At 63.6% G+C, this 19,916-nt stretch carries 24 protein-coding genes and 1 pseudogene; 6 read left to right on the plus strand and 19 right to left on the minus strand.

Annotated elements, in window-relative coordinates; genetic code table 11:
• Positions 1 to 142: 142 nt before the first annotated feature.
• Both AC1MH0_RS21505 and AC1MH0_RS21510 read left to right on the plus strand, forming a co-directional pair.
• A pseudogene (locus AC1MH0_RS21505) lies at positions 143 to 361 on the plus strand (molybdopterin-dependent oxidoreductase); the annotation flags it as partial.
• 247 nt (positions 362 to 608) lie between these two features.
• Positions 609 to 902 (plus strand): hypothetical protein, encoded by a 294-nt coding sequence (locus tag AC1MH0_RS21510; RefSeq protein WP_037533342.1) that lies wholly within the window; start codon positions 609 to 611, stop codon positions 900 to 902.
• Between the two features lie 172 nt (positions 903 to 1,074).
• Here AC1MH0_RS21510 and AC1MH0_RS21515 read toward each other — a convergent pair whose 3' ends face one another.
• The 16 genes from AC1MH0_RS21515 to AC1MH0_RS21590 form a co-directional block, all read right to left on the minus strand.
• Entirely contained in the window at positions 1,075 to 2,991 is a 1,917-nt protein-coding gene (locus tag AC1MH0_RS21515; RefSeq protein ID WP_480966183.1) for a type IV secretory system conjugative DNA transfer family protein, read from the minus strand.
• Positions 2,992 to 3,004: 13 nt separating this feature from the next.
• Positions 3,005 to 4,027, minus strand: a complete 1,023-nt coding sequence (virB11, locus tag AC1MH0_RS21520; protein WP_037533344.1) for a P-type DNA transfer ATPase VirB11 — start codon at positions 4,025 to 4,027, stop codon at positions 3,005 to 3,007.
• 4 nt (positions 4,028 to 4,031) lie between these two features.
• Positions 4,032 to 5,342, minus strand: coding sequence for a type IV secretion system protein VirB10 (virB10, locus tag AC1MH0_RS21525; protein WP_037533346.1), 1,311 nt, complete (start codon positions 5,340 to 5,342; stop codon positions 4,032 to 4,034).
• Between the two features lies 1 nt (position 5,343).
• Entirely contained in the window at positions 5,344 to 6,351 is a 1,008-nt protein-coding gene (locus AC1MH0_RS21530) for a TrbG/VirB9 family P-type conjugative transfer protein (protein ID WP_480966184.1), read from the minus strand.
• Between the two features lies 1 nt (position 6,352).
• Positions 6,353 to 7,030, minus strand: a complete 678-nt coding sequence (locus AC1MH0_RS21535) for a VirB8 family type IV secretion system protein (RefSeq protein WP_037533349.1) — start codon at positions 7,028 to 7,030, stop codon at positions 6,353 to 6,355.
• 13 nt (positions 7,031 to 7,043) lie between these two features.
• Positions 7,044 to 7,397, minus strand: coding sequence for a hypothetical protein (locus tag AC1MH0_RS21540; RefSeq protein WP_480966185.1), 354 nt, complete (start codon positions 7,395 to 7,397; stop codon positions 7,044 to 7,046).
• Between the two features lie 69 nt (positions 7,398 to 7,466).
• Positions 7,467 to 8,531 (minus strand): TrbL/VirB6 family protein, encoded by a 1,065-nt coding sequence (locus tag AC1MH0_RS21545; protein ID WP_306286589.1) that lies wholly within the window; start codon positions 8,529 to 8,531, stop codon positions 7,467 to 7,469.
• 45 nt (positions 8,532 to 8,576) lie between these two features.
• On the minus strand, positions 8,577 to 8,849 hold the full coding sequence (locus tag AC1MH0_RS21550; RefSeq protein ID WP_037533493.1) for a hypothetical protein: 273 nt from the start codon (positions 8,847 to 8,849) through the stop codon (positions 8,577 to 8,579).
• A 2-nt stretch (positions 8,850 to 8,851) separates the two neighbouring features.
• Positions 8,852 to 9,577 carry a TrbJ/VirB5 family protein gene (locus AC1MH0_RS21555; protein ID WP_037533352.1) on the minus strand — a complete coding sequence of 242 codons (726 nt, stop codon included), beginning with the start codon at positions 9,575 to 9,577 and terminating at the stop codon, positions 8,852 to 8,854.
• A gap of 1 nt (position 9,578) precedes the next feature.
• On the minus strand, positions 9,579 to 11,945 hold the full coding sequence (locus AC1MH0_RS21560) for a VirB4 family type IV secretion/conjugal transfer ATPase (RefSeq protein ID WP_480966186.1): 2,367 nt from the start codon (positions 11,943 to 11,945) through the stop codon (positions 9,579 to 9,581).
• Complete coding sequence (locus AC1MH0_RS21565) at positions 11,938 to 12,279, minus strand: VirB3 family type IV secretion system protein (RefSeq protein WP_121905603.1); 342 nt, start codon at positions 12,277 to 12,279, stop codon at positions 11,938 to 11,940. The genes AC1MH0_RS21560 and AC1MH0_RS21565 overlap by 8 nt, the downstream gene beginning before the upstream one ends.
• The gene (locus AC1MH0_RS21570; RefSeq protein WP_480966187.1) at positions 12,272 to 12,595 is read right to left on the minus strand and encodes a TrbC/VirB2 family protein; all 324 of its coding nucleotides are present in this window, start codon (positions 12,593 to 12,595) and stop codon (positions 12,272 to 12,274) included. Before AC1MH0_RS21570 ends, AC1MH0_RS21565 begins: the two co-directional genes overlap by 8 nt.
• A 22-nt stretch (positions 12,596 to 12,617) precedes the next feature.
• Positions 12,618 to 13,946, minus strand: coding sequence for an LPD7 domain-containing protein (locus AC1MH0_RS21575; RefSeq protein WP_480966188.1), 1,329 nt, complete (start codon positions 13,944 to 13,946; stop codon positions 12,618 to 12,620).
• Positions 13,943 to 14,542 (minus strand): lytic transglycosylase domain-containing protein, encoded by a 600-nt coding sequence (locus AC1MH0_RS21580; protein ID WP_480966189.1) that lies wholly within the window; start codon positions 14,540 to 14,542, stop codon positions 13,943 to 13,945. The genes AC1MH0_RS21575 and AC1MH0_RS21580 overlap by 4 nt, the downstream gene beginning before the upstream one ends.
• Complete coding sequence (locus tag AC1MH0_RS21585) at positions 14,539 to 14,892, minus strand: hypothetical protein (protein WP_480966190.1); 354 nt, start codon at positions 14,890 to 14,892, stop codon at positions 14,539 to 14,541. Before AC1MH0_RS21585 ends, AC1MH0_RS21580 begins: the two co-directional genes overlap by 4 nt.
• A complete protein-coding gene (locus tag AC1MH0_RS21590; RefSeq protein WP_480966191.1) occupies positions 14,889 to 15,545 on the minus strand; it encodes a muramidase in 657 nt (218 codons plus the stop codon). Before AC1MH0_RS21590 ends, AC1MH0_RS21585 begins: the two co-directional genes overlap by 4 nt.
• Positions 15,546 to 16,037: 492 nt before the next feature.
• Here AC1MH0_RS21590 and AC1MH0_RS21595 point away from each other — a divergent pair, with 492 nt between their 5' ends.
• From AC1MH0_RS21595 to AC1MH0_RS21605, 3 genes are all read left to right on the plus strand, one after another.
• On the plus strand, positions 16,038 to 16,652 hold the full coding sequence (locus tag AC1MH0_RS21595) for a hypothetical protein (protein ID WP_480966192.1): 615 nt from the start codon (positions 16,038 to 16,040) through the stop codon (positions 16,650 to 16,652).
• A gap of 51 nt (positions 16,653 to 16,703) precedes the next feature.
• Complete coding sequence (locus tag AC1MH0_RS21600) at positions 16,704 to 17,027, plus strand: single-stranded DNA-binding protein (RefSeq protein ID WP_037533373.1); 324 nt, start codon at positions 16,704 to 16,706, stop codon at positions 17,025 to 17,027.
• Positions 17,028 to 17,277: 250 nt separating this feature from the next.
• On the plus strand, positions 17,278 to 18,147 hold the full coding sequence (locus tag AC1MH0_RS21605) for a DUF7146 domain-containing protein (protein WP_480966193.1): 870 nt from the start codon (positions 17,278 to 17,280) through the stop codon (positions 18,145 to 18,147).
• 42 nt (positions 18,148 to 18,189) lie between these two features.
• On the opposite strand, the gene AC1MH0_RS21610 is transcribed toward AC1MH0_RS21605, so the two are convergent.
• Positions 18,190 to 18,813, minus strand: a complete 624-nt coding sequence (locus tag AC1MH0_RS21610) for an SOS response-associated peptidase (protein WP_480966194.1) — start codon at positions 18,811 to 18,813, stop codon at positions 18,190 to 18,192.
• 51 nt (positions 18,814 to 18,864) lie between these two features.
• Entirely contained in the window at positions 18,865 to 19,134 is a 270-nt protein-coding gene (locus tag AC1MH0_RS21615; protein WP_037533376.1) for an HU family DNA-binding protein, read from the minus strand.
• 40 nt (positions 19,135 to 19,174) lie between these two features.
• On the opposite strand from AC1MH0_RS21615, the gene AC1MH0_RS21620 reads away from it, so the two are divergent.
• Positions 19,175 to 19,351: a hypothetical protein gene (locus tag AC1MH0_RS21620; RefSeq protein ID WP_480966195.1), complete on the plus strand. Its 177-nt coding sequence runs from the start codon at positions 19,175 to 19,177 to the stop codon at positions 19,349 to 19,351.
• Here the strand turns inward: AC1MH0_RS21620 and AC1MH0_RS21625 are convergent.
• Entirely contained in the window at positions 19,348 to 19,791 is a 444-nt protein-coding gene (locus tag AC1MH0_RS21625) for a hypothetical protein (protein ID WP_480966196.1), read from the minus strand. The two genes, AC1MH0_RS21620 and AC1MH0_RS21625, sit on opposite strands and share 4 nt — an antisense overlap.
• Positions 19,792 to 19,916: the final 125 nt, after the last annotated feature.

Here is a 19,916-nt window from a genome sequence, read left to right on the forward strand (position 1 = left end):
CAGCATTGCGCGTCGGTCGCACCGAATGTGGTTTCTGTCTCACGGAGCGTGCGTTCCCCGCATCGATCCGTCTCACGCAATGCGAGCCGAAAACCGCCCTATATTGCAGTTCCGGGCGATCATCATTGCGAGCCGCTACACCTATCATCCCCAGACGATCCTTGCCTGGGGCATGAACGATCAACTGTTGAGCGTCAGACACGGTGCACCATTGCGACTGCGGGTCGAACGCCAGCTCGGCTATAAGCAGGCGAAATACGTCATGCGGGTCGAATTGGTCGACAGCCTCGCCAGAATCGGATCGGGAAAGGGCGGCTATTGGGAGGATTCAGCCGGATACCAGTGGTACGCCGGCATCTAGCGATAAGGGGTCCGTTCGGCCATCTGACGCGGTCACGGCTGCCATCGTCAGAACGGAGATGTCATGATTTGCGGGCTGGAGCGCGAGGCGGCGGCGACCCGCGACCTCGACCGAAGGCACGATCTTCACGCCAGCACCGGTCTCCTGACGCAATCTACATCCAAAGTGATGGCCCAACTCGCGCACATGCACATGCACCTGATCTTATCGTTCATTCGATAAAGATCGGTTCCGAAAGGATTATGAAATGGCCGTCGGCAGCGTCAATTATGCATCGCCGGTGCAGGTGAACGGCTACGCCTGCAAGAATTGCAGTGACGTCGATCTCGCCGCCAAGAACATCGATCCTGCGCACCCGCGTTCAGGTCCGCTCAATCGCGATGCCGTTCAGGATCCTACTCGGCAAGATACGGACCCGGTCAAAATCGCTGCCGCTCGTAAGACGGCGGAAGCTATCCAGGTTCAAGTCGTGGCTTATTCGCCAGCGGGCGTTCGCAATGCCAAAGTCTCGCCAGGGGCGATATTCTCGCTCGTTGCATAAGTCGCTTCGACTCGGCTTGGCTTTGATCGGAATGACCGCTCGCGGCGGAAGCTGCCGTTTGGCATCGCTTTCGCGGATGGCGGGTTTGTCCAATTCGACGCCATTGGGGACAAATCGCTCGTTCCCAAAAACGATTCTCGCTGGAAAATCGCCGAAAAGGCATTCTCAATAATTACGCAGCTTTGCCTCGCACCATGAGGACGCCTTCGAAGAGCTTGGCGACACGCTCGTTTGGCGGAACGGCCAAAGCCGCGCTGATCGCGGCCTGATTCAATCCACGCAGACCAGTTGCACGAGCGCCGTTGGTCGCAGCAGGTTCTGAGGGTGTCGCGGCGCCTCGCATCGACGAGGCGTCGTCGACGGGAGCCTGCGTGGCCTCGATCACCCGAAGGCTGTTAGCAGCGACGGCTGGGTCCACGCGGATCTGGGGCATCTCCGGGGCCGGTATCTTGGTTCGCGCAGAGAGCTTTTTCTCGGCATAGTAGCGGACCTTCTTTCCATAGGTCGCGTACATGCCCCGCCGGAAAACGATCAGATCGTTCTCCGGCAGCAACTCGACTTCCTGAGGGAGCATCAGCGGCCGGCGCTGATCGGAGTCCGAAGTGGAGCCGCCCCCGCCGCCCCACGTTCCCATCGAGCGCGACCTCGCCTTGAAGGTGTAACTGCCGAGCTGGTCGGAAATCTTCTTCGCCTCGGCCAAACCGGCCGGACGAAGAACAAGCCGCACCGCGCAGTTTCGCTCGATGTCGGCCGCCACCTTGTCTCCATAGACGCCCTGGATCTGTTCGAGCGACTGGAACGCCGGCAGCATCCGCAACCCGTAGCCGGCGACATAGCTGAAGGCGTTCGCGAGCACAGTGCATTTGCCGAGGCTCGCGAACTCGTCCAATGCAAGCAGCACCTTGATCTGATGCTTGTCGCCTTTCGGCAGCTCGCGGACGTTGCGATCGATGAGTTGCTGGAAGAGCAGGCCGTAGATCGGCGCAACCCGCTCCAGGTCATCCGGCGACACGCCGAGATAGAGCGAGATCCGCTTGTCCCGGAAGTCGCTCAGATCGAAATCGCTCTCTGAGGTCGCCGCATCTACATACGGGTTCAGCCAGCCGTTGATCTTGGACGTAACCGACTGGCGCAATCCGGAGAACGTGTTCGCCGACGAGCCGGTATAATCCTTGATCGCCGAGACGCACCCTTCCGACAGGGGCTTTCCAGCTCTTTTGCGGTCGGCGATAATCTTCGGGAAACGCCTTTGCGCATCGCCGGCCGCGAACTGGCGGTACACCTCGCCGAGCGTGAAGGGGAGGGCGTCCTCTCCATCGTCGACGGTCGCGGCGATATAGGCGGTGATACCGAGGAACGCGGTTCGTGCGCCCTCGGCCCAGAACTTTTCGCCCGTGAGCGGATCGGGATAGAGCATTGCCGCGATCTTCTGAAGCTCGTTGATGACCTCCACCGGATCATGCCGGTTGATGTAGCTCAGCGGGTTCCACCGCACGGTGCGGCCCGTGGGATCGAGCGGGTTGAAGAGCAGCACCTGCTGCCCGAGCGCCTTCAGCCGATACCCCGCCGTGTTGTCGTAATTCTCCTGCTTGATGTCGAGCACCACGAGAGAATCGAGCCAGTCGAGCAGGTTCGGGATGATGACGCCCACCCCCTTGCCGGCGCGCGTCGGGGCTTCGAGCATCACATGTTCGGGCCCACCGAAGCGCATCACCTTGCCGCCGAACTTGCCCAGCACGATGCCGGCCGAGGCGAGCATCTTGCCATTGCGGACCTCGCCGACTCGCGCGAAGCGTGCCTCACCATGGAGCTTTTGCCGCGTGAACAGCGTCGAGACGATGATGACGACCGTCAGGACGACGCCGCTCCCGAAGCCGATCAGGAACGGCTGATAGACGATCGGATAGCCCTTCAGCGCCCACAGCGCGGCCGGCACCTTGCGCCACGGGGTATGGGCGTTGAGGAGGTGGGCACGCCACAGGACGGCGAGGGCGCCGATCGCGGCGCTGACGAACATGCCGATGACGCCGAGGAACGCGATCGCGCCCGGCTGCGACCCTTCGTCGCTTCGCACCCATTTTCCGTTCATGCCGGCACCCCCTTCAGTCGGTCGGCTTGCTCGCCGGATCGAACCATACTTCGGTCATGCGATAGCGCGCCGGCTGGCCCTCGCCGGGTGGCAGGCGGTGCATCTGCACGACGATATCGACCAGGGAGCGCAGCAGCGCCCGGATGTCGTGGCGGTCGAGATCGTTGCCCCCTTCCGATTCCTTCACCAGCAGCGTTAGCTGCTCGAGCGCGCCCTCGGCCGTATTGGCGTGGACCGTGGTGATCGAACCGGGATGGCCGCTGTTGACGTTGCGCAGGTAGAAGAAGGCGGTGCCGTCCCGCAGTTCCTGCAGAAGGATGCGATCGGGCCGCATCCTCAGCGCCGATTCCAGCAACTCCTTGGCGCCCGCCTTCTGGAGGCTCTTCCCATCCTTGGCGTACATCATGTGGACGTGGTTGCGCTGGGGAACGACGAGCTCGCGTGTGTCCTCGATCGTCAGGATCCGCTCATAGTCCGGGATCAGCTTGATGAGTCCCTTCGAGAAGCTCGTCTTGCCGGAGCCTGTCGCGCCGGAGATGAGAATGTTCTTGCGGGCCTCGACCGCCAGCTTGAAGAAGGCACGCCAGTCGCCCGCCTCGCGTAGTCGCAGCAGATCGGGGTCGACCTGCTCGTACAGGCCGTGCGCGCGGACCTCGCTGAACAGGCCGGCACGCTCGAAATCGTCGATGTTCATCGTCACGCCCGACGCTTTGCGGATCGTGATCGAGATGAAGCCTTGCTCGACCGCCGGGGGAACGACGACCTGTGCGCGCTCGCCGCCCGGCAGGACCGAGGAGCATATCGGATATTCGGAGTTGATGTCCTGCTTGGTCAGCCCCGCAATCAGCTTCGCCAGCGTCATGAGGGCCGCATTGTCGAGTGCGGGCTCCTCATGCCACTCCCAGCCACCCCGCGTCTCGAGGCCGATCATCCCCGGCTCGTTGATGACCAGTTCGGTCACATCGTCGCGCAGAAGGTGCCGTCGGATCGGCTCGGCATTATGCTCGTAGATCAGCGACGTCGGACTGGATGCCACGGCCTTAACGCCTCAATCCTACGTCATAGACCGAGCGGAAATCGAAGTCCTTGGCGACGAAGATCGCCGCGGTGTCGCCCTGGTTCTTCTTCAAGATCGGCTTGATGTTCATAGTTTGCTGAAGGACCGTCTGCCCGGTTTGGCCGGGGACCTGCGTGGTGTTGCTCCCCTCATTGGCAACCGCTCGACCAGCAATTTGCGAGGCATCCTCCAGCACCGAGATGACGAGCCCAACGCCGAAACGTGCCCAGAACTGGGTATCGACGCCGCCTGGCAACCCGGCCCGGCCAAGGCTATCCGCTGCCGGCGACCCGAGGTCGATCGCGACGCCACGCGGCGTCAGGGCGCGCGTCCACAGTACGAACAGGCGCGCTTGCCCCTGCGTGATGCCACCGGAATACTGCCCCAGCACCTTGGTCCCCTTGTCGAGCAGGACGATGCGGCCGTTCTCGGAATAGACGTCGTGATTGATGACGCAGGACACCAACCCGGCCTGCGTCGAGTTGATCGCCGTTTGGAGCGTGCAGGGGATGACCGTGCCGGCACTCAGCAAAAGGTTGCGGTCCGCGACCATCGTTGCCCGGACCGTCTGGATCGCGGCATGGCCGAGCTGATCGCTGAAGTCGGTCGAGCCCTTGCCCGCCTCGGCCGGACTGTCTTCACCCCGCGCTCCGAAGCCACTGGCACCGAGGCCCCGTCGCGCGACGGTGGATTGTCCGCCGCCGCGCGTCCGGTCATCGAGGTCCGTCCCCTGTTGTGCGTCCGCACCGGGCGCGGAGGCGGGAAGGGCGGCCGAGGCCAGCCCGGTGTTGCCAAAGGCCATGATCGGCGACCGCCGCGCCGCATCGGCCATGGCGCGTGCCTGCTCGGCACGTCGCTGCTCGGGAGATTGCTGCCCGTTCGCCGTCGGGGAGGTTGTCCCGCTCGTTGCCGGCACCGGATTTCCGTTGGCATCCGCGACCTGCGGCCCCGGGGCTGCGGCGATCGGCCGCCCGAAGATGTCGGTTTGCGCCGCGCCGGGCTGGCCGAGCTGACCCGCGAGCGCCGCTCGCTGCGCGTTCGGCGATCCCATCACGTCGTCCACGGCACGGTCACTGGCCTTTGCGGGCTGCGCGGCAGCCGCGGTACTGGCCGATTGGTGAAACGCACCATAGCCTATCACGATGCCGCCTATGGCACCGAGCAGTCCGATCCCCGCACCGATGAAGGCGAGGTTGCCCCACCCGCCGCTACGCGCGACCGGGTTATCGACCTCGCCTGGCGCAACGGTGTCGGCAGCGACATCGCCCCCGCGGTCAATCACGGTCCCGACCATGTTACTGCCCCTTCACTTTGCGTTCGACGACATTGGAGACGGTGCCCGTTCGATCGCCGCGATCGTTCCGCAGCGGCGCCTCGTTGTAGATGCACAGCACCGTCGCCCCGCGCCTGAGGCGCAGCTGCCGGTAGACCGCGTGGATCACGACGAAATCCTCGCGGACATCGTAGGGGACGATCGTCTCGGTCCCGTCGACATCGACCGCGAAGATCGAGGGAATGTCGGCGTGGCCTGGATAGCGCAGCACGGTGAACTCGCCGTTGTCCGAGATTTCGGTGGGTTGCAGCGCGCTGTCACCCTGCACGGTGTAATTCATATTCCGGGCGCCCTCGATCACGGCATGGTCGAGCGCGGCGGTGGTGATGCTCGTCTCGATCGCCTTGGCAGCCTGGACCTGGGCAAGCTGCACCTGCAACGCCGCCATCGCCCGTTCCTCGCGCGGATAGCGGAACCGTACGCCGTACATCGTGGCGCTGGTCCCTAGTGCGAGGTTGAAATGATAGGTGCGCGGCACGCCGCCGGCGTTGGTGACGACGATCAGGTTGGTGCCGCCAGCCCTCTCGCGGGGTTTGAGGAAGACGATGTTTCCCACGGGCGCGATCTGCCAGGAGACGGTATCGCCCAGGGCGGCCTGCGTTACCGTTTCGCCGGGCCCGAACTGGATCTCGATCGCGTGCCGGAAACTGCCGACGATCGTCACCACCTGATCCGGATCGTAGTTGACGTTGCGAACGCGGGCGTCCTTGGCCCCGGGGACGGGGGTCTCCGAGGCGAACGCGGGTTGCGGCGCGAACGTGACTGCCGCGGCACCCAGAACCGAGAACGCGACGAGGCGGTGCCACACCGCCCCGACCCCGCGCCAGAAGCGGTTCCTGGCGCCATCCTCCGTCAGCACCAACGCCGTCGTCGGCGGTGACAGGCGCAGACCCAGCTTCTGGCGCAGCGCTGGCAGGAAGGGGACAGTGACACTGTCGCCATTGTCCAACGTATTTGGCTGGTCGATCATGTCACGCCTCCGGGTCAGAACGATAGTTCACGACCTGGAAGCCGAGCGGATTGAGATTCCGATCCTTCTCATGCTCCGGCGCTGTCGTATACCTGAAGGTCAGTATCGCGTTCCAATTTTGCGCGATCGGCGTGTTCTGCCCGAAGGTGATGATCTTCGTGAAGCGGACCTGCGCCACGGTAGGACTGAGGAAACTGATCGTCCGGATCGAGATCGAGACGAAGCCCTTGTCGCCGTAAATGTTGGAAGGCGCGTTCTTGTTGTTGGCCTGAACGCTGTTGAGGTAACGAGTGCTCTCGGCGGAATCGCTGGTGAGCATGACCGTATAGGCGTTCTCCCGCGCGGCATCGTTGAGCCAGCCTTCGCGCAACCGTACATATTGCGAGATGAAGTAGCGGTTGACCGCATCCTCATAGGTGCGCGGCTGCGGCCCCTTGAGCGCGGTCACGACCTGCGTCTCGCCCGAGCTCTTGTCGACCCTGATGACATAGGGCTCGACGGTCTTCAGCGGGCTGAGCATCGCGACTGCCGCAACTGACGCCACAGCGAGCGTGCACGCCGCCGCCGCAACGCCCCAGGCGAGCCGCTTGGACTGGATCGCCGCCCGCATACGATCATATTCCCACGTCCTCGATGTCTCGTAGTATTTCTCTTTATCTTCGGCCTTCACCGCGCCCATGGTGTCGATCCCTTCAGCAGGAGGAGTAGGTCGGCGCGACGTCCTGCGCGGACGTGCGTGGCGCCGATCGCGGGATATTCATGGCCCCAGGTCCGATGGGGTCGGCAGGCGTACCTCCGGCACCGGGCGTAGGGGTCGGTGCGGGAAGAGGCGCCGGTGCTAGCTCGCGTGATGGCGGCGCCACCATCGACTGCCCTGCGCCCTGCTGTGACGCCGGCAGTGGCACGGGCAAGCTCGGCAGGATCGACCCGTAGAGGTTGGCGGGACGCCGGTGTTTGCCGTCGCACACCGAGACAGGTCTGATATGAGTCCCGGTGCAGCCGCCAAGCACAAGCGTGCCGATCGCCACGATGGTCAGCCTTTTCATACGGTCTCCGTTCGTAAGGTCCCGCGCCCGGCGGTTCCGTGATTCATGGTCTTGGACTGGCCAGCCGACTTATGCGGACCGGGAAGCCGAGCCGCCCGTGGCGCCCCCTCCTGGCGGGGGACGGTTCGCCTGCGTCGCGCGCCGGAACATGAGCCGGTTGGTCAACATGTTCGCCCCGGTCTGCAGGAAGCCATGGCCGCCGGATGACGCACCCCCCGAGATACCCGCGGCGATGGCCGGCGATTGAAAGAAGAAGATCGTGCCGACAATGTAGATCGCCGCACAGGCGATCGTCGCGACGAGCATCACGGCAGCTTTCAGAACGATGTAGCCGTTCTGCGCCATGACGAAGGACGAGCCGTCTTCGGGGATCGATCCCATGATGCCGTCCATCGCGGCTTCCTGGAGGCCGGTGATGAACTTGGTCATGATCGCCATGACGACCATCAGCAGGATGAAATTGACGGTCTGCTTCAGCCACCCGTCGAACAGCCAGCGGGAGGAGTTGAACAGCAGACACGCCAGCGCGAGCGGCGCAAGCGCGACGCAGATCGCTACCGACAGCTTGGCAAAAATGACGATGCAAAACCCGATCGACGCCGACATAAACGCGAAGATGTAGAGGACGGCAACGCACAGATAGGTGATCAGCGTGGCGCTGAGCTGGATCACGGGTGTGCGAAAGTCAGTGATGCCCTTCTGCTCTTGCGACTGAACCTTCAGGTTCGCATTGACCAACTTTTCCGAGAGCTTGCCGGTATCGGCAACATAGGTATCGAAGGTCGTGCCCGGATTGGTGACGGGCGTGCCCGATCCAGCCGCGATGATCTCGCTCGGCAAGTTGGTGACCACGTTCACCACAAACGCCGAATAGCCAACCGCACTGGCAGCCGCGAGGGCGAACCCGACCTTGCCGGCCTGGAATACCAGCTCGCGAAGTGGAGCCTGAATAGCCCCTCGTAGCACGGCAAAGCCGAGCAGCAGGAAGTAGATGATCGCCGCCAGGGCCAAAGGCGCTGCAACGAAACTGACGAGCCCCGCCCCGAAGCTCGCAACCGAGGTCGCTATGGCGGTCTCCACATACGAATACATCGTCGTGAACAGCGTCATGATGTTGGGTGGGCCGGCAGCCATTGGGTGAGGTTCCGATCTTCGGCGATCAAGGCGCAGCGATTAAATCTACTTCTTGCGGATCGTGTTCTGTTTGAAGAAGTCCGCCTCTTCGTTGCCGGCCTTGGTCTGGGCGACCGAGATGGTCGCGTCGCCGGTCGTCGCGCACATCTTGGCCTTTTGATCCGCAGGGAGATGGCTGTACTCCCCCGCATCGCACTTCGCCTGCCACTGCGAGAGGAGTTGAGGACTGGCGATCAGCTCCTTGGCGGTAGGCACCACGACGTTCTGTTGGCATCCGCAGACGACGAGCAACGAGCAGAGGGATAGTATCTTGCGCATGATCACTTCCTGATCGTGTTGGCACTGAAGAATGCTGCTTCATCGCGACCGGCCGCCACTTGCGCTGCGCTGATCTGCATGTTCGCCTGACCGGCCTGCGCCATCTGGATCGCCTGCATCTTGAGCATATCGTTTTGAAGCTGTGCCTGTTCGACCGAGATTCGGGCTTGGAGGTCCATCACGTCCTTGGGATCTTTGGCATACGACAGTTGCTCGCGGAGCTGGTCGAGGCCTTGCATCCGGGTCTGGGCGATGCTGAGCGTATTCTCGCCCAGCGCGGCCGTGGCGGCCGATGAGCTGGTCGCATCCTTGAGCGCCTGGTTGTACGCTAGGTCTGCGTCGGAGGACGACGTTGCCGGCAGCGCGTAACGAGACTGGATGCTCGATGCGAGCGAACCGAGCGAACCAATCTTCGAGAGGTCCCCACTGAGCAACGTCGAGGCGTCGATCGTCGTGTTGGGCAGGATGTTGCGCACCTGCGCGTTGAGCAATTGCGGGGCGAGCGCGTTGACGTTGGTCAGCTTCTGAAGCGAGCTGAGCGTTGTCGTCGCCGTCTGGATCTGCTGCTCGCCCTGCTGGATCATTTTGATCGTGTTCTGGACCTGGGCGAGCGCTTGCACATAGGTAGAGGTGTCGAACACGGGGATGCCCTGTGCAGCGGCCGGCGACGTAAACGCGACGATCGCGACCGGCGCGGCTGCCACCGTGATGATGCGCTTGAGCGACATGTCAGCTTCTCCTTTGGTTGGCATAGAAATGCGGCAGCCACGCCGCAGGATCGTTGCCCGCCAGGGCAATGGCCTCCTCCATGGCGACGAGGGTTTCCTCGCGGCCGGAAAGCACTTTCAGCTCATTGGGCATCCCGCCGAGATCGAGCTTCGCAACGATCGAGGTATGCCCTTGCTTGACCAGAAAGGTCCGGCTCTCCGGCGTCAGGTCTTCACGGATCAGCCGATACTCCGCATCCGTCAGGCCGAGCCCGTCGCAATAATCCGATCGCTTGGCGTCCGAGTTTGGAAGCAGGATCTTGGTCGCGGTCTGCTCGATGATCGAGTGCGCGATCGGCGAGCGCAGCGCATCGGCCGGGGACTGCGTGCCAAATACCATGAAGGCGTTGCGCTTACGGAAGGTCTTGAGACCGTCCTGCGCGAACGCCCGAAAGGCTTCGTCCTGAAGCGCCTTCCAGAACTCGTCGACGTCGACCACGACACGCTGCCCGTCCAGCAGTTCGTCGACACGGTGGAAGAGGTACAACATCGTGGGAGTGCGGATTTCCGGGTTCTCGAGGAAGTCCGTCATGTCGAAGCCGATGAACCGCGCCGACATCGACACTTCGTCCTGCGGACCGTCAAAGGCCCAGCCGAGCGGGCCGCCCAGACACCAGCGCTCCAGCCGGGCGCCGATGCCTTCGGCATCGGCGTAGCCCAGCATCTCGCGCAACGCGCTGAACGAGCGCGACGGCGCCGGCAGCCGCATCACCGCCTCGATACCCTCGTCGATCAGTCGCTCTTCCGCGACGCTGAGCGGCCGGTTGTCCCGGCGTACCAGGACGCGGATGAATTGCCGCAGAAATGCTATGTCGCGCGGCGACGGTGTGAGACCCTTCAACGGCGCGAACCCGGTAGGCTCGCCGTCGCGCAGCGCCAGATAGGTGCCCCCACAGGCGCGGACGAAGATCTCGGCACCGCGGTCCTTGTCGAAGAACACCTGTTTCGCGCCGGTCTTTTCGAGCTGCGCTTGCAGGAAGTTCTGCAGCACCGTCTTGCCGCCACCGGTTGGCCCGATGATGAGCGTGTGGCCGATGTCGGCACGGTGAAAATTGAACCAGAAGGACGAGCCCGCGCGCGTCTTGAGCAGCGTTACCGCGTCGCCCCAGTGGTTTCCAGACTTGCGGCCTGCCGGGAAGGTGTAGAACGGGCTCAAGCCTGCGAAATTGCGCGTGTTGATGACCGCGGGGCGCGCGCGCATCCGAAAATTGCCGGGAAGCTGCGCCCAGAAGGCTGCCTCCAGCGCGACGTCCTCGCGCGCCATGACCATGCCTGTGTCGGCCGCTGCCGATCGTGCGATCGACAAGCGTTCCAGCAGCCGCTTCGGGTTCTCGTCGATTACCGCGATCGAGAGGTGATGCTCGCCCATGGCAAAGCGGTTCGCCATGAGATCGTCGACGCCGTCGAGCAGTTCCTCCGCCTGGCTGACGCCGGCATCGTCCGAGGAGACCATTTGCTTGTATTTTTTGGTGAACCGCTCGCTCGCGACCGACTTCACCAACGGCGCGAAACTCTGGGTCAGCACGAACGGGAAGTCGAGCGTGAGCAGGCTGTTGAACTGACCGGTCCGCGTGCTGGCGACATACTCGCGCACGCCGAACATTCCGAGGAAATGCGACTTGTGCGGAAGCCGGATCTCGGCCGCCTCGCGACCGAACACCACGCGTGAGGCATACAGGGCTTGGCCCAGCCTGCCGTCGAGCAGCGGCACGCGGATGCGGTCGCCGGTCAGGATGAAGTGAAGCACCTCCATCGGTCGTGAAAATAGAATACCGTTGTGCTCATACATCGAGAGCGGCTCCGGAACGACATCAGCAAGCAGCGTTTCGAAGTCGCGGCACTTGTCCGCCATGATCGTGAGCGCGCGATCGTCGATCTCGGCGTTCGCTTTTCGCCTGGAGAAAAGCCGCGTCACTTGTTCGCCGGCCATGCTCGACGGCCGGACGATGATCGTGACGTAGAACTCGTTGTGGTAGAGGACCTTCTCCTTCAGCGTGTCGGCGTATTTCTCCTGCAAGGTTCGCGCGAAGTCGGAGTGGAAGTCGCCGCCGAGTACGGGGTCTGTGGCTGTCCGCACGAGATGGGTCCACAGCGCAACGCGATCGTCACCGATCGAGCGCCACGCGATGTTGAGCTTGTTATGCCAGGTGTTGAGGTCGCCGATGTCGCTGGTCTCGAACGGCCGCCCATCGACGCGGTACATGCGCATGAGCGAGCCGTCTTCGAGAGCAACCAGCGTGTCATCGACGTGCCGCGTGTAGGGAATGAACTTGATGTCATCCGTCTCGCGGACAGCGATCTTCTTATGCTTGAGCCTGGAATCAGTCATTGCCGAAATGCTTCCGCTTCACGCCTTTGGCAAGGCGAACGGGAGAGTAGCTCCCGCCGCCCCAGAACTTGCGGTTCTTGGATAGGAAGCCGGTCTGGAACCACAGGCCCCACAGCCGGAACGCGTTGAAGTCGTAGTGACAGATCATGCGTGCCGGGAAGTAGAGCGCGCCAAATAAGGCCAGGGGGTAGAACGGATTATGGAAAACCCCCCAGATCACCATGCAGACCATGATGATCGGCAGGATCGCCTCGAGCGGCAATCCCATGAACACCGATGGCCTGGTCAGGGCGAGGAACACCTTATCCTCGGCGAGCCTATCCGCGTCAGCCACCCGAGCTGCTCATCCAGCCGACGATCGTCGTGGCCGAAAAGATGATACCGATGCCAATCAGCACTGTGACCGCTTTTCCCCAGTCCATCCGACCTGTTAGCTTGGCATAGCCGACCGCCATGACGGCGATGACGCCGACCACGGACGCAACGGTAGTCATCCATGCCTTGATAGTGTTGAGACCACCTTCGATCGCGGTTCCATCGGCAAAGGCCGGCTGGGCAATCGAAATGAGGGCGAGCGCACCGGCAAAGCCGATGACCTGCCGCGCGCGGGCGTCGGACAACATCCGGCCCATGGATTGAGTGAACTTCATACGGGTCTCCATGGCTTGGGGTTTACCTCTCGAGATCGTGGGTGGGGCGGATCGGCTCGACCTGCCGAACAGGCGTCGGCTCGCGGACCGAAACATCCAGGCCGCGCCGCAGCACGTCCGAGATCATGTGGCGGCTCTCCAAGCTCGCGGACGTCATCCGTTCCGCGTCGCCATCGAACGCCGCACCAAGGTGCTGATCCATTGCCGCCTGCGCCTGTAGCGCGTTGGCGAGCCGCGGCTCGGCGGCAATACGCTCCGCCCCGCCATGAAGGAACAGTTCGGCCAGTTCGTCATTTTCGTGACGTCGCTCAGGCGCGGCCTGATGAAGGCGCTCCTCCCGAACGATATGGGGTTCCTGTTCGGGCTGTCGCTCGGGCGCAGCCGTCGCTTCGCCGGCCAGGCGGTTTTCGGGCGTGGCGGCGAGCGCGCCGCCGAGCGGCACGTTCGCACCGGCTTCGCGGGCGACTTCGTGCCGGTTGAGCCCGGAGCGGACGATGTAGATCGCATCGGCGACCTCGCCGTCCCACGCGCCGTCGCGCGCCATCTGGCGCAGACCGTCGGGTTCATAACCGGACCTTGAGAAGGCGCTGACCAGCGTCGGGCTTTCCAAGGCCCGCTCCAGCGCCCCGTTCAGCGCATCCCTGTTCAGATCGATACGTTCGGCCTGAACCTCCCTCCGCAAGGGGTCCATGTCCTCGCTGACGGCCGCGTAGAGCGCCTTGCGATCCTGCGTGTGGACGCTCACCGTCAACAGGAGGCGCTTGTCTGCGTCGGACAATTCGGTGCTGCTTCCGCTTGGCAACGGCTGAGGCGCGCCGTTCCTCTCCGCGTCGGCCGACGGCGCGAGGACTGTCGCCTCCGTCGCCCCGACAGCCGCCGTCGGAGCGACGGGTTCGACAGTCGGCGCTGGCTTCTCCGCCACCTCACGGTCGCGTCGTGCAGCATCGGCGCGACGCAGCCCTTCCATTCGCGCCTGTTCGTCGAAGCTCGGCTCATAGCCGTGCACGGTCAGGCTTTCGCGCGACGCCGCCGTCCACACGGCCTGACGAAACTCAGGCGAACCTTCGACGTCGATTCCCGCCCAGCCATTGTGCTTGGCGATCGTGACCAGGGCCGAGACGGTCTCGGGATCCTCGTTTCGAGCAACGATGCGATCGCCGGCAATCTCGATCGACGGGTTCTCCCGATCCGTCGGCAGGAACATGCCGACGCGGCGCTCGCTGCCGTCGGACGGCTCGATGATCCGCACCTGATAACGTGTCGCCAGCTCAGGCGGAATCTGGAAAGCCGCCTGTCCGGCTTGCGTCTCCGCGTCGAGGCCGCCCCGCGCAACGCTGTTATCCGCGCTCATTCGAAGACCTGGACCGCGCTGGAAGCGATCTGCCCCACCACCCAGCTATCGTTGTCGGCCGCTGGCTTGGCCGGGCTCGCCGTCAGAACTGTCGCGGACGGCGAGCCCGGATTGGGCGGGGGCGTCTGGATAGTCCCCATGTGGCTCGCGGACGACCAGATGCGACCGACATAACCATTGCGGAAACCGCGCGTCAGCGTGCCGGTGTTGTAAAGCGAGTAGGTCGCAGAGATCGCGTCCAGCCCCGGATAATGCTGGATCGCGAGGCCATATCCCGCCCGCAGCATCGAGGATGCGAGCCGCAGGTTCGTACAAGGGACGAAGGCCTGCTCGACGGTGACACCCAGTCGCGCGAAATTGGCGGAGTTCACCTGAGCCAGACCAACATCGACCGTATAGCCGGCCGCCATGTACCGGCGCACCAGCGCGGCACCGTCGGCGATCGACGCGGCGCGGACACGCGGCCCCTTGTTGATATTGATCGCCAGATCGTCGCCGCCGCTTTCGGTCACGACGAGGGGAACAACCGCCTCGGTCGCGATCTCAGGCGCGCATTGCTGCGCAAGCATGGTGATCGCGGCGATGGCGTGGATCATTGCTGCGTCACCGTCTGGTAGCGGGTGTCGAGCGCGTACCGCGACGTTCCGCCATCGGCCTGCGTTACGGTCAGGTCGTAGCCGTGCTTGGCCTTTTTCATTTTGACGCCGACCCCGGTGCAGGTCGGGAACGAGCCGCCGACAGCGAGGGCGTTCCAGAGTTTCGTAATCGGGGGGACGCACTCGACATATTTCGTCGGCGAACCGGGTGTCGCGAGGCAGAGGACCACCTGACACCCCCAGTCCGACGCGTAGGCGGGTTGTGGGGCCGCGACCGCCACGACGCCGGCCACGCAAAGCGCGATGGCGCCAGTGGCGCCGCCCAGCTTGGTCATCAGATATCGGATCATGAGCCACCTCCATGCGTTGCGCGCCACTCTTCGGTTGCGAACACGTCCCACTGCGCCGGTGCATTGGCGGCTAGGGCGAGGGCCGAGGCCTGCGCGGTCGGTGCGGGGGCCGCCTCAACTCCGGCGGGCGTCGGCGTGGACGGCGCGTCGCCCTGTGCGACGGTGATGATCCAGTCCTCGTCGCCTTCGATCGGTCGGGTCCGGTCGATGACCTGCCCGGGTCGTGCGAACGCAACATGCCAGTGGTTCGCGTGACCGCGATCCCCCGGCCCGAGCAGTTCGATGATCCGGATACCGCTCTGTGCCATGAGGGCCCGGATCTGCTCGCGGTCGATCGCGTGGACGCCGCCTGCGGGAACGAAATCGACCGCCTGGCCGAACTTGTGCCAGCTATACCGCGCGCCGTAGCTGGCGTTCATTGGGCGGATCGTATCGGTGATCCGCGAGCCAAAGGCGCGACGAACGAGGGCTGCGACGTTCGACGCCGAGAGCGCGCCCACGGAGCCGATAGAAGACCGGTCGTCGTCGATATGCGAGAGCGCGCAGGCATCAAAAACCGTTGCCGGCGTGATACCGTAAGTCGCGAAATCACGGCCGCGGATCGCCAGCGGCCCCGCCTCGAAGTCCGCGCCCAACGCGATCAGATCACGCACCGTCGCCTCTGCGTCAGCTGCGTTGTCGGGCTGCCTGGCGAGGACCGCACCCGAACGAACGGAGATTGCGAGCGACGCGGGAGATGGCGTTCCGGCCCCGGCTAGCCCGGCGGCACAGAGTTGAATTGCCTTCGCTACGATACTCGCCGGAAGCACACCAAAGCACCATTGCTGAATTGAACCCAAGCAGATGTCAGCGACTAGAGGACATCGACATCAAAAGGCTAAACCTGAAGCATAAGGCAAACAACAACACATCTGGAGCGATCCATTCGCGATTATGGAGTGATACGGCGTAATCTATTGCGACTAGAGGCACGGTATTGCACCATGACCATAGGAGATGTGTTTCAAACCGCTTTGGGTAATTGTCAGCTAGGCCAGCACCTAGCTGATTCGGTTGTCGAGTGGTTTCGAGTTGACTGGGACGACGGTGGATATACGGGCCATTCGCTCTTGAAGCTGCAAGCTATATCGGGCGGGTTGGCGCTCTTGATCGCCATCGGCTTCTGGTATCGGCCGTTCGATGACAAGCGGGCTGGGAGGCGAGGGGAGGTTTCGGCCTGCAGCGTCGCTGCGACGCATGACTTCTGCGATGCCGTTGCCGGCCTATCGACGGCGCTCCGCAATCCCTTCTTGCGGGTGGACCGAACCAGCATCTTGCCGCCCCGCGACACGCCAGGGGCCGTCGATCCCTCTATTACTCAGGCGAACATCGGCACGACGATCTGCCGACCCGGCTATGCCCGATCGGTCCGCCCCGCCTTCGCGGTTACCGCGCCCGTCAAACGGCGCTTGATGGATGCGCAGCATCCGGGCGAGTCCTTCGCCGATTACGAACTCGACCATCTGATCCCGATCTCGCTTGGCGGCGCGCCGCTCGACCTACGCGATCTGTGGCTCCAGCCCCGGCGCGGCCAGGCGAACGCGGCCGACAAGAATGCCTTGGCCTATGTCTTGTGGCGATTGGTTTGCGAGCGCCGCGTGCCACTTCGGACGGCGCAGCAGGCCATCCGGCGCGACTGGACGACGGCCTACGACACATACGCGACGCCTGAAAATTTGGCGCGCTACCACTTTGCGCACCGCCAAGAGGAGCGCGGCTAGGCTCGCACAGGCCCGCCGGATCCGATCCGAACATCAACGAAGGAGGAAATCATGCCACAGAATATTGCCGAGTTCCGGATCATCGGTCGCATCGGCAAAATCACGGCGCGCGAGAAGGTCACCTATGTGAGCGTCGCCGCCAATTATAACCGCCGCGACGGCGACGACTGGAAGACCGACACGCTGTGGAACAGCGTCGTGTGCTTCTCCAATGTCGGACCCCAGGTCGAAGCAGCCGGGAAGGGTGATCTGGTGCATGTCACCGGCCGGGTCCGCGAGAGCAACCACGGCGAAGGCAACGAGGTTTCCTACCGCACCGAGCTGATTGCCGACACCTTCTCGATCCTGACCAAGGCCGAAGCCGAGCATAGCTGATTGGGAGCGGGAGCGGGTTGGCGGCGCGGTTCAAATCCGCCGCGTTGCGGTCCAGCCCGCGTAGCAGTCTGGGCCCGGTCGGGTGACGATCCTCGCTTGGGTCGCCACCCGGACGAAAGAGATCATCGCGCAGCGCGCGGCCGACCGGCTCCTGCCGACCATCCAGAGTGGAGGATGCCGCCTGTGCCTTCGGTGATATTTTCCGGAGGCCAGAGTGACCGAAACCGACCAACTTCACAGGACGTGGCCGATGGCGAGACTACCGCTCGATGCCGAAATTCGAGCCAAGAACATCGTCGAACAGCTCGGCGGGGTGTGGCGCGGCACTCGCGGCGAATGCCGCTGCCCGGCCCATGACGATGGCTCCCCCAGCCTGTCCGTCCGCCTCGGCGATTCGGCAATCCTCTTCCACTGTTTTGCCGGCTGTACAGCGCTCGAGGTGCTGAAGGCGCTTCAGCGCCAAAAGCTCCACGACCGTTCTGCGGTGGCAATGCCGGAGGGAAAACCAAAGCGCGACATGGGCGCGCTCGCCCTGCGTCTCTGGAATGCCAGCGTGCCGGTCGCGGGCACGCTCGCCGAAGCCTATCTCGTCGCCCGCGGCCTCTCCGCGCCCTATCCCAAAGCTTTGCGCTTCAACCCGGCGACCATATTCGGCTCCGGTGCCGACAGACGCGTCATGCCCGCTATGATCGCCGCAGTCGAAAACGACCTCGGACTGGTTGCCGTCCAGCGGACCTTCCTCGATCCTGTCGATGTGCTGCGCAAGCCCATCCCAAAGCCGAAGGTTGCGCTCGGACTGCTCGGCACAGCTGCGATCCGTCTTGCGCCTGCGACCGACGAGCTGGGCCTTGCCGAAGGGATCGAGGACGCCCGATCGGCGACCGAATGGTTCGGGACGCCGACATGGGCGCTGGGCGGTGTCGAACGGCTAGCCTTCGTCGCGATCCCGGAGAAGGTCCGCCGTGTGATCGTTTACGGTGACCGGGGCCGTGCGGCCGACCGCCTGCTCGAAAAGGCACGCGATCACCTGACAGCGAACGGGCGCGAACTCATCAGCCGCGTGCCCGAGCATCACGACGACTGGAACGACGCCTGGCGCGCGCACCAGCGGAGCGCATAAAACTGAAACTGCGGCAGCTAAATTACGCGGATCATGGGCGTGTCAGCCGAGCCGCATCAATTGGGAAGGGTAGGGGGCGACGAGCCCCTTCAGATCGTCCCATGGGGCCGATAGCCAGCGATCATAATCGTCGTCGTGAAGGACCACCGGCATCGCCTTTGGATGGATCGGCGCGACGATCGCATTCGGCTCGGTGGTCAGGAACCCGTAAGCATTCCCGCGCTCGGTCGGTCGCCAGATTCCGGCAAAGGCAAAAATCGGGCGGCTAGGCACGTCGAACCAGTGCAGCGGCTTCTTTCCATCCTCGCCAGGCGCGATCCCGAACTCGGAGAACGCCGTTACCGGCACCAGGCAACGGCGCGCCGGCGTTGTCAGCATCGACCGCCAGAAGCTCGAGTTGAGATTGCGCACGTTGGTCACGTACTTGGTGAGCTTGACGCTTGGGTCGCGCTTGCTCGGCACGTGGGTCGGTACACCCCACTCCATCCGTTCGATCTTCCGGTCGGTGCCGTCCTGGATGACCACTTGGCCGAAGAAGGGCGTCTTCTTGCCCGTCGGAAAGATGTCGGGAGCCGGGTACGTCTCGTCGGGCTCGTAAGGCGGGCGGATGCCGAACGTCGCGGCTATCTCCTCCTGTTTCGCCGTCAGCCTGTATCGATTGCACATCCGAGCACCCTATCGTGGTGCCGGCAAGCTTCGCCCGCCGGCACTCTGGTCTTAGAGCTTGTCCTTCAGGCCCTTGGCGGGCGTGAACGAGACCTTCTTCGATGCAGCGATCGTCATCGCCTCGCCGGTCGACGGATTGCGGCCCTGGCGCTCGGGACGATCCTTCACCGAGAACTTGCCGAAGCCGGCGATCGAGACTTCTTCGCCTTTTGCGGCCGCGCTTGCGATCTGGTCGAACACGGCGGCGATTGCGGCCTTGGCCTCTGCCTCGCTCGTGCCTGTCGTCCCAGCGACGCCCTTCGCCAGTTCACCGATGTTCATGCTACTTACTCTCCCTAGTGGATCTGGCCGGACCTTAGCCGTGCCGAGCGCCGATACAATGATGCTGCTCGACGATGCGCATGTCGCGGGCGCCCGCCTGATGGTCCGCAAACTGGCTAATCATGACGTGGTCGAGGTGTATCAGCCCGGGTGCGGGCAGGGGGCGATCGCCGAGCTGGCGCCCGAGCCAACGCAAAGACTTCGGCCGGGTTTCTAATGCGCACTGCGCTCTCGCGTGACGCGCGGATCTTCATACAGGTCGCGGATTGCGCGCAGGCGAAAGACGTTCCACCAGCGCTGCCATCGATGCTCGGCCGCATCGTGGATCATATGGCAACGCTGGCAGAGCGCCGCGAGATTGCCGGGCATGCTGTTGCCTGGATCGTGATCGAGATGCGCACAAGCCAGCACGACATAAGTCGTTCGTACCGACGCCAGAATGAAGCCGCCCTTGAGCGCGATCCGCTTGCCACGGCCGGAGCGCCAACACACGGCATTGGCATCCCACCAGCGACCATCGCCAAGATGGGCGACCCGACGCATATGCGGCCTCGAGCAGTGCTCGCAGCGCGCGCCGGCCCGATCGAACCGGATCACGTCCGACAGCTGGCGCCAGTCGATCGGGTAAAGCCAGCGGTTTTCAGGGCGGATCGGCATCTCGATTCTATGAGTCAGCCGATGGCAGAACGAAAGCAAAATCTTCTTGGTTTGTTTTTGGTCTGTTGTGTAACCGTTCCATTCGGTGCGTACCGTCAGTTTTCGTGGCGACTGCCCGCGATCGT

The sequence above is a fragment of the Sphingomonas sp. AP28 genome (assembly GCF_056680455.1).

Excerpts from the sequence above, each read along its gene's own strand:
- AC1MH0_RS21510 (WP_037533342.1), top strand. The coding sequence starts at position 609 with ATGGCCGTCGGCAGCGTCAATTATGCATCGCCGGTGCAGGTGAACGGC.
- AC1MH0_RS21515 (WP_480966183.1), bottom strand. The coding sequence starts at position 2,991 with ATGAACGGAAAATGGGTGCGAAGCGACGAAGGGTCGCAGCCGGGCGCG.
- virB10 (WP_037533346.1), bottom strand. The coding sequence starts at position 5,342 with ATGGTCGGGACCGTGATTGACCGCGGGGGCGATGTCGCTGCCGACACC.
- AC1MH0_RS21530 (WP_480966184.1), bottom strand. The coding sequence starts at position 6,351 with ATGATCGACCAGCCAAATACGTTGGACAATGGCGACAGTGTCACTGTC.
- AC1MH0_RS21535 (WP_037533349.1), bottom strand. The coding sequence starts at position 7,030 with ATGGGCGCGGTGAAGGCCGAAGATAAAGAGAAATACTACGAGACATCG.
- AC1MH0_RS21540 (WP_480966185.1), bottom strand. The coding sequence starts at position 7,397 with ATGAAAAGGCTGACCATCGTGGCGATCGGCACGCTTGTGCTTGGCGGC.
- AC1MH0_RS21545 (WP_306286589.1), bottom strand. The coding sequence starts at position 8,531 with ATGGCTGCCGGCCCACCCAACATCATGACGCTGTTCACGACGATGTAT.
- AC1MH0_RS21550 (WP_037533493.1), bottom strand. The coding sequence starts at position 8,849 with ATGCGCAAGATACTATCCCTCTGCTCGTTGCTCGTCGTCTGCGGATGC.
- AC1MH0_RS21555 (WP_037533352.1), bottom strand. The coding sequence starts at position 9,577 with ATGTCGCTCAAGCGCATCATCACGGTGGCAGCCGCGCCGGTCGCGATC.
- AC1MH0_RS21560 (WP_480966186.1), bottom strand. The coding sequence starts at position 11,945 with ATGACTGATTCCAGGCTCAAGCATAAGAAGATCGCTGTCCGCGAGACG.
- AC1MH0_RS21570 (WP_480966187.1), bottom strand. The coding sequence starts at position 12,595 with ATGAAGTTCACTCAATCCATGGGCCGGATGTTGTCCGACGCCCGCGCG.
- AC1MH0_RS21575 (WP_480966188.1), bottom strand. The coding sequence starts at position 13,946 with ATGAGCGCGGATAACAGCGTTGCGCGGGGCGGCCTCGACGCGGAGACG.
- AC1MH0_RS21580 (WP_480966189.1), bottom strand. The coding sequence starts at position 14,542 with ATGATCCACGCCATCGCCGCGATCACCATGCTTGCGCAGCAATGCGCG.
- AC1MH0_RS21585 (WP_480966190.1), bottom strand. The coding sequence starts at position 14,892 with ATGATCCGATATCTGATGACCAAGCTGGGCGGCGCCACTGGCGCCATC.
- AC1MH0_RS21600 (WP_037533373.1), top strand. The coding sequence starts at position 16,704 with ATGCCACAGAATATTGCCGAGTTCCGGATCATCGGTCGCATCGGCAAA.
- AC1MH0_RS21605 (WP_480966193.1), top strand. The coding sequence starts at position 17,278 with ATGGCGAGACTACCGCTCGATGCCGAAATTCGAGCCAAGAACATCGTC.
- AC1MH0_RS21610 (WP_480966194.1), bottom strand. The coding sequence starts at position 18,813 with ATGTGCAATCGATACAGGCTGACGGCGAAACAGGAGGAGATAGCCGCG.
- AC1MH0_RS21615 (WP_037533376.1), bottom strand. The coding sequence starts at position 19,134 with ATGAACATCGGTGAACTGGCGAAGGGCGTCGCTGGGACGACAGGCACG.
- AC1MH0_RS21625 (WP_480966196.1), bottom strand. The coding sequence starts at position 19,791 with ATGCCGATCCGCCCTGAAAACCGCTGGCTTTACCCGATCGACTGGCGC.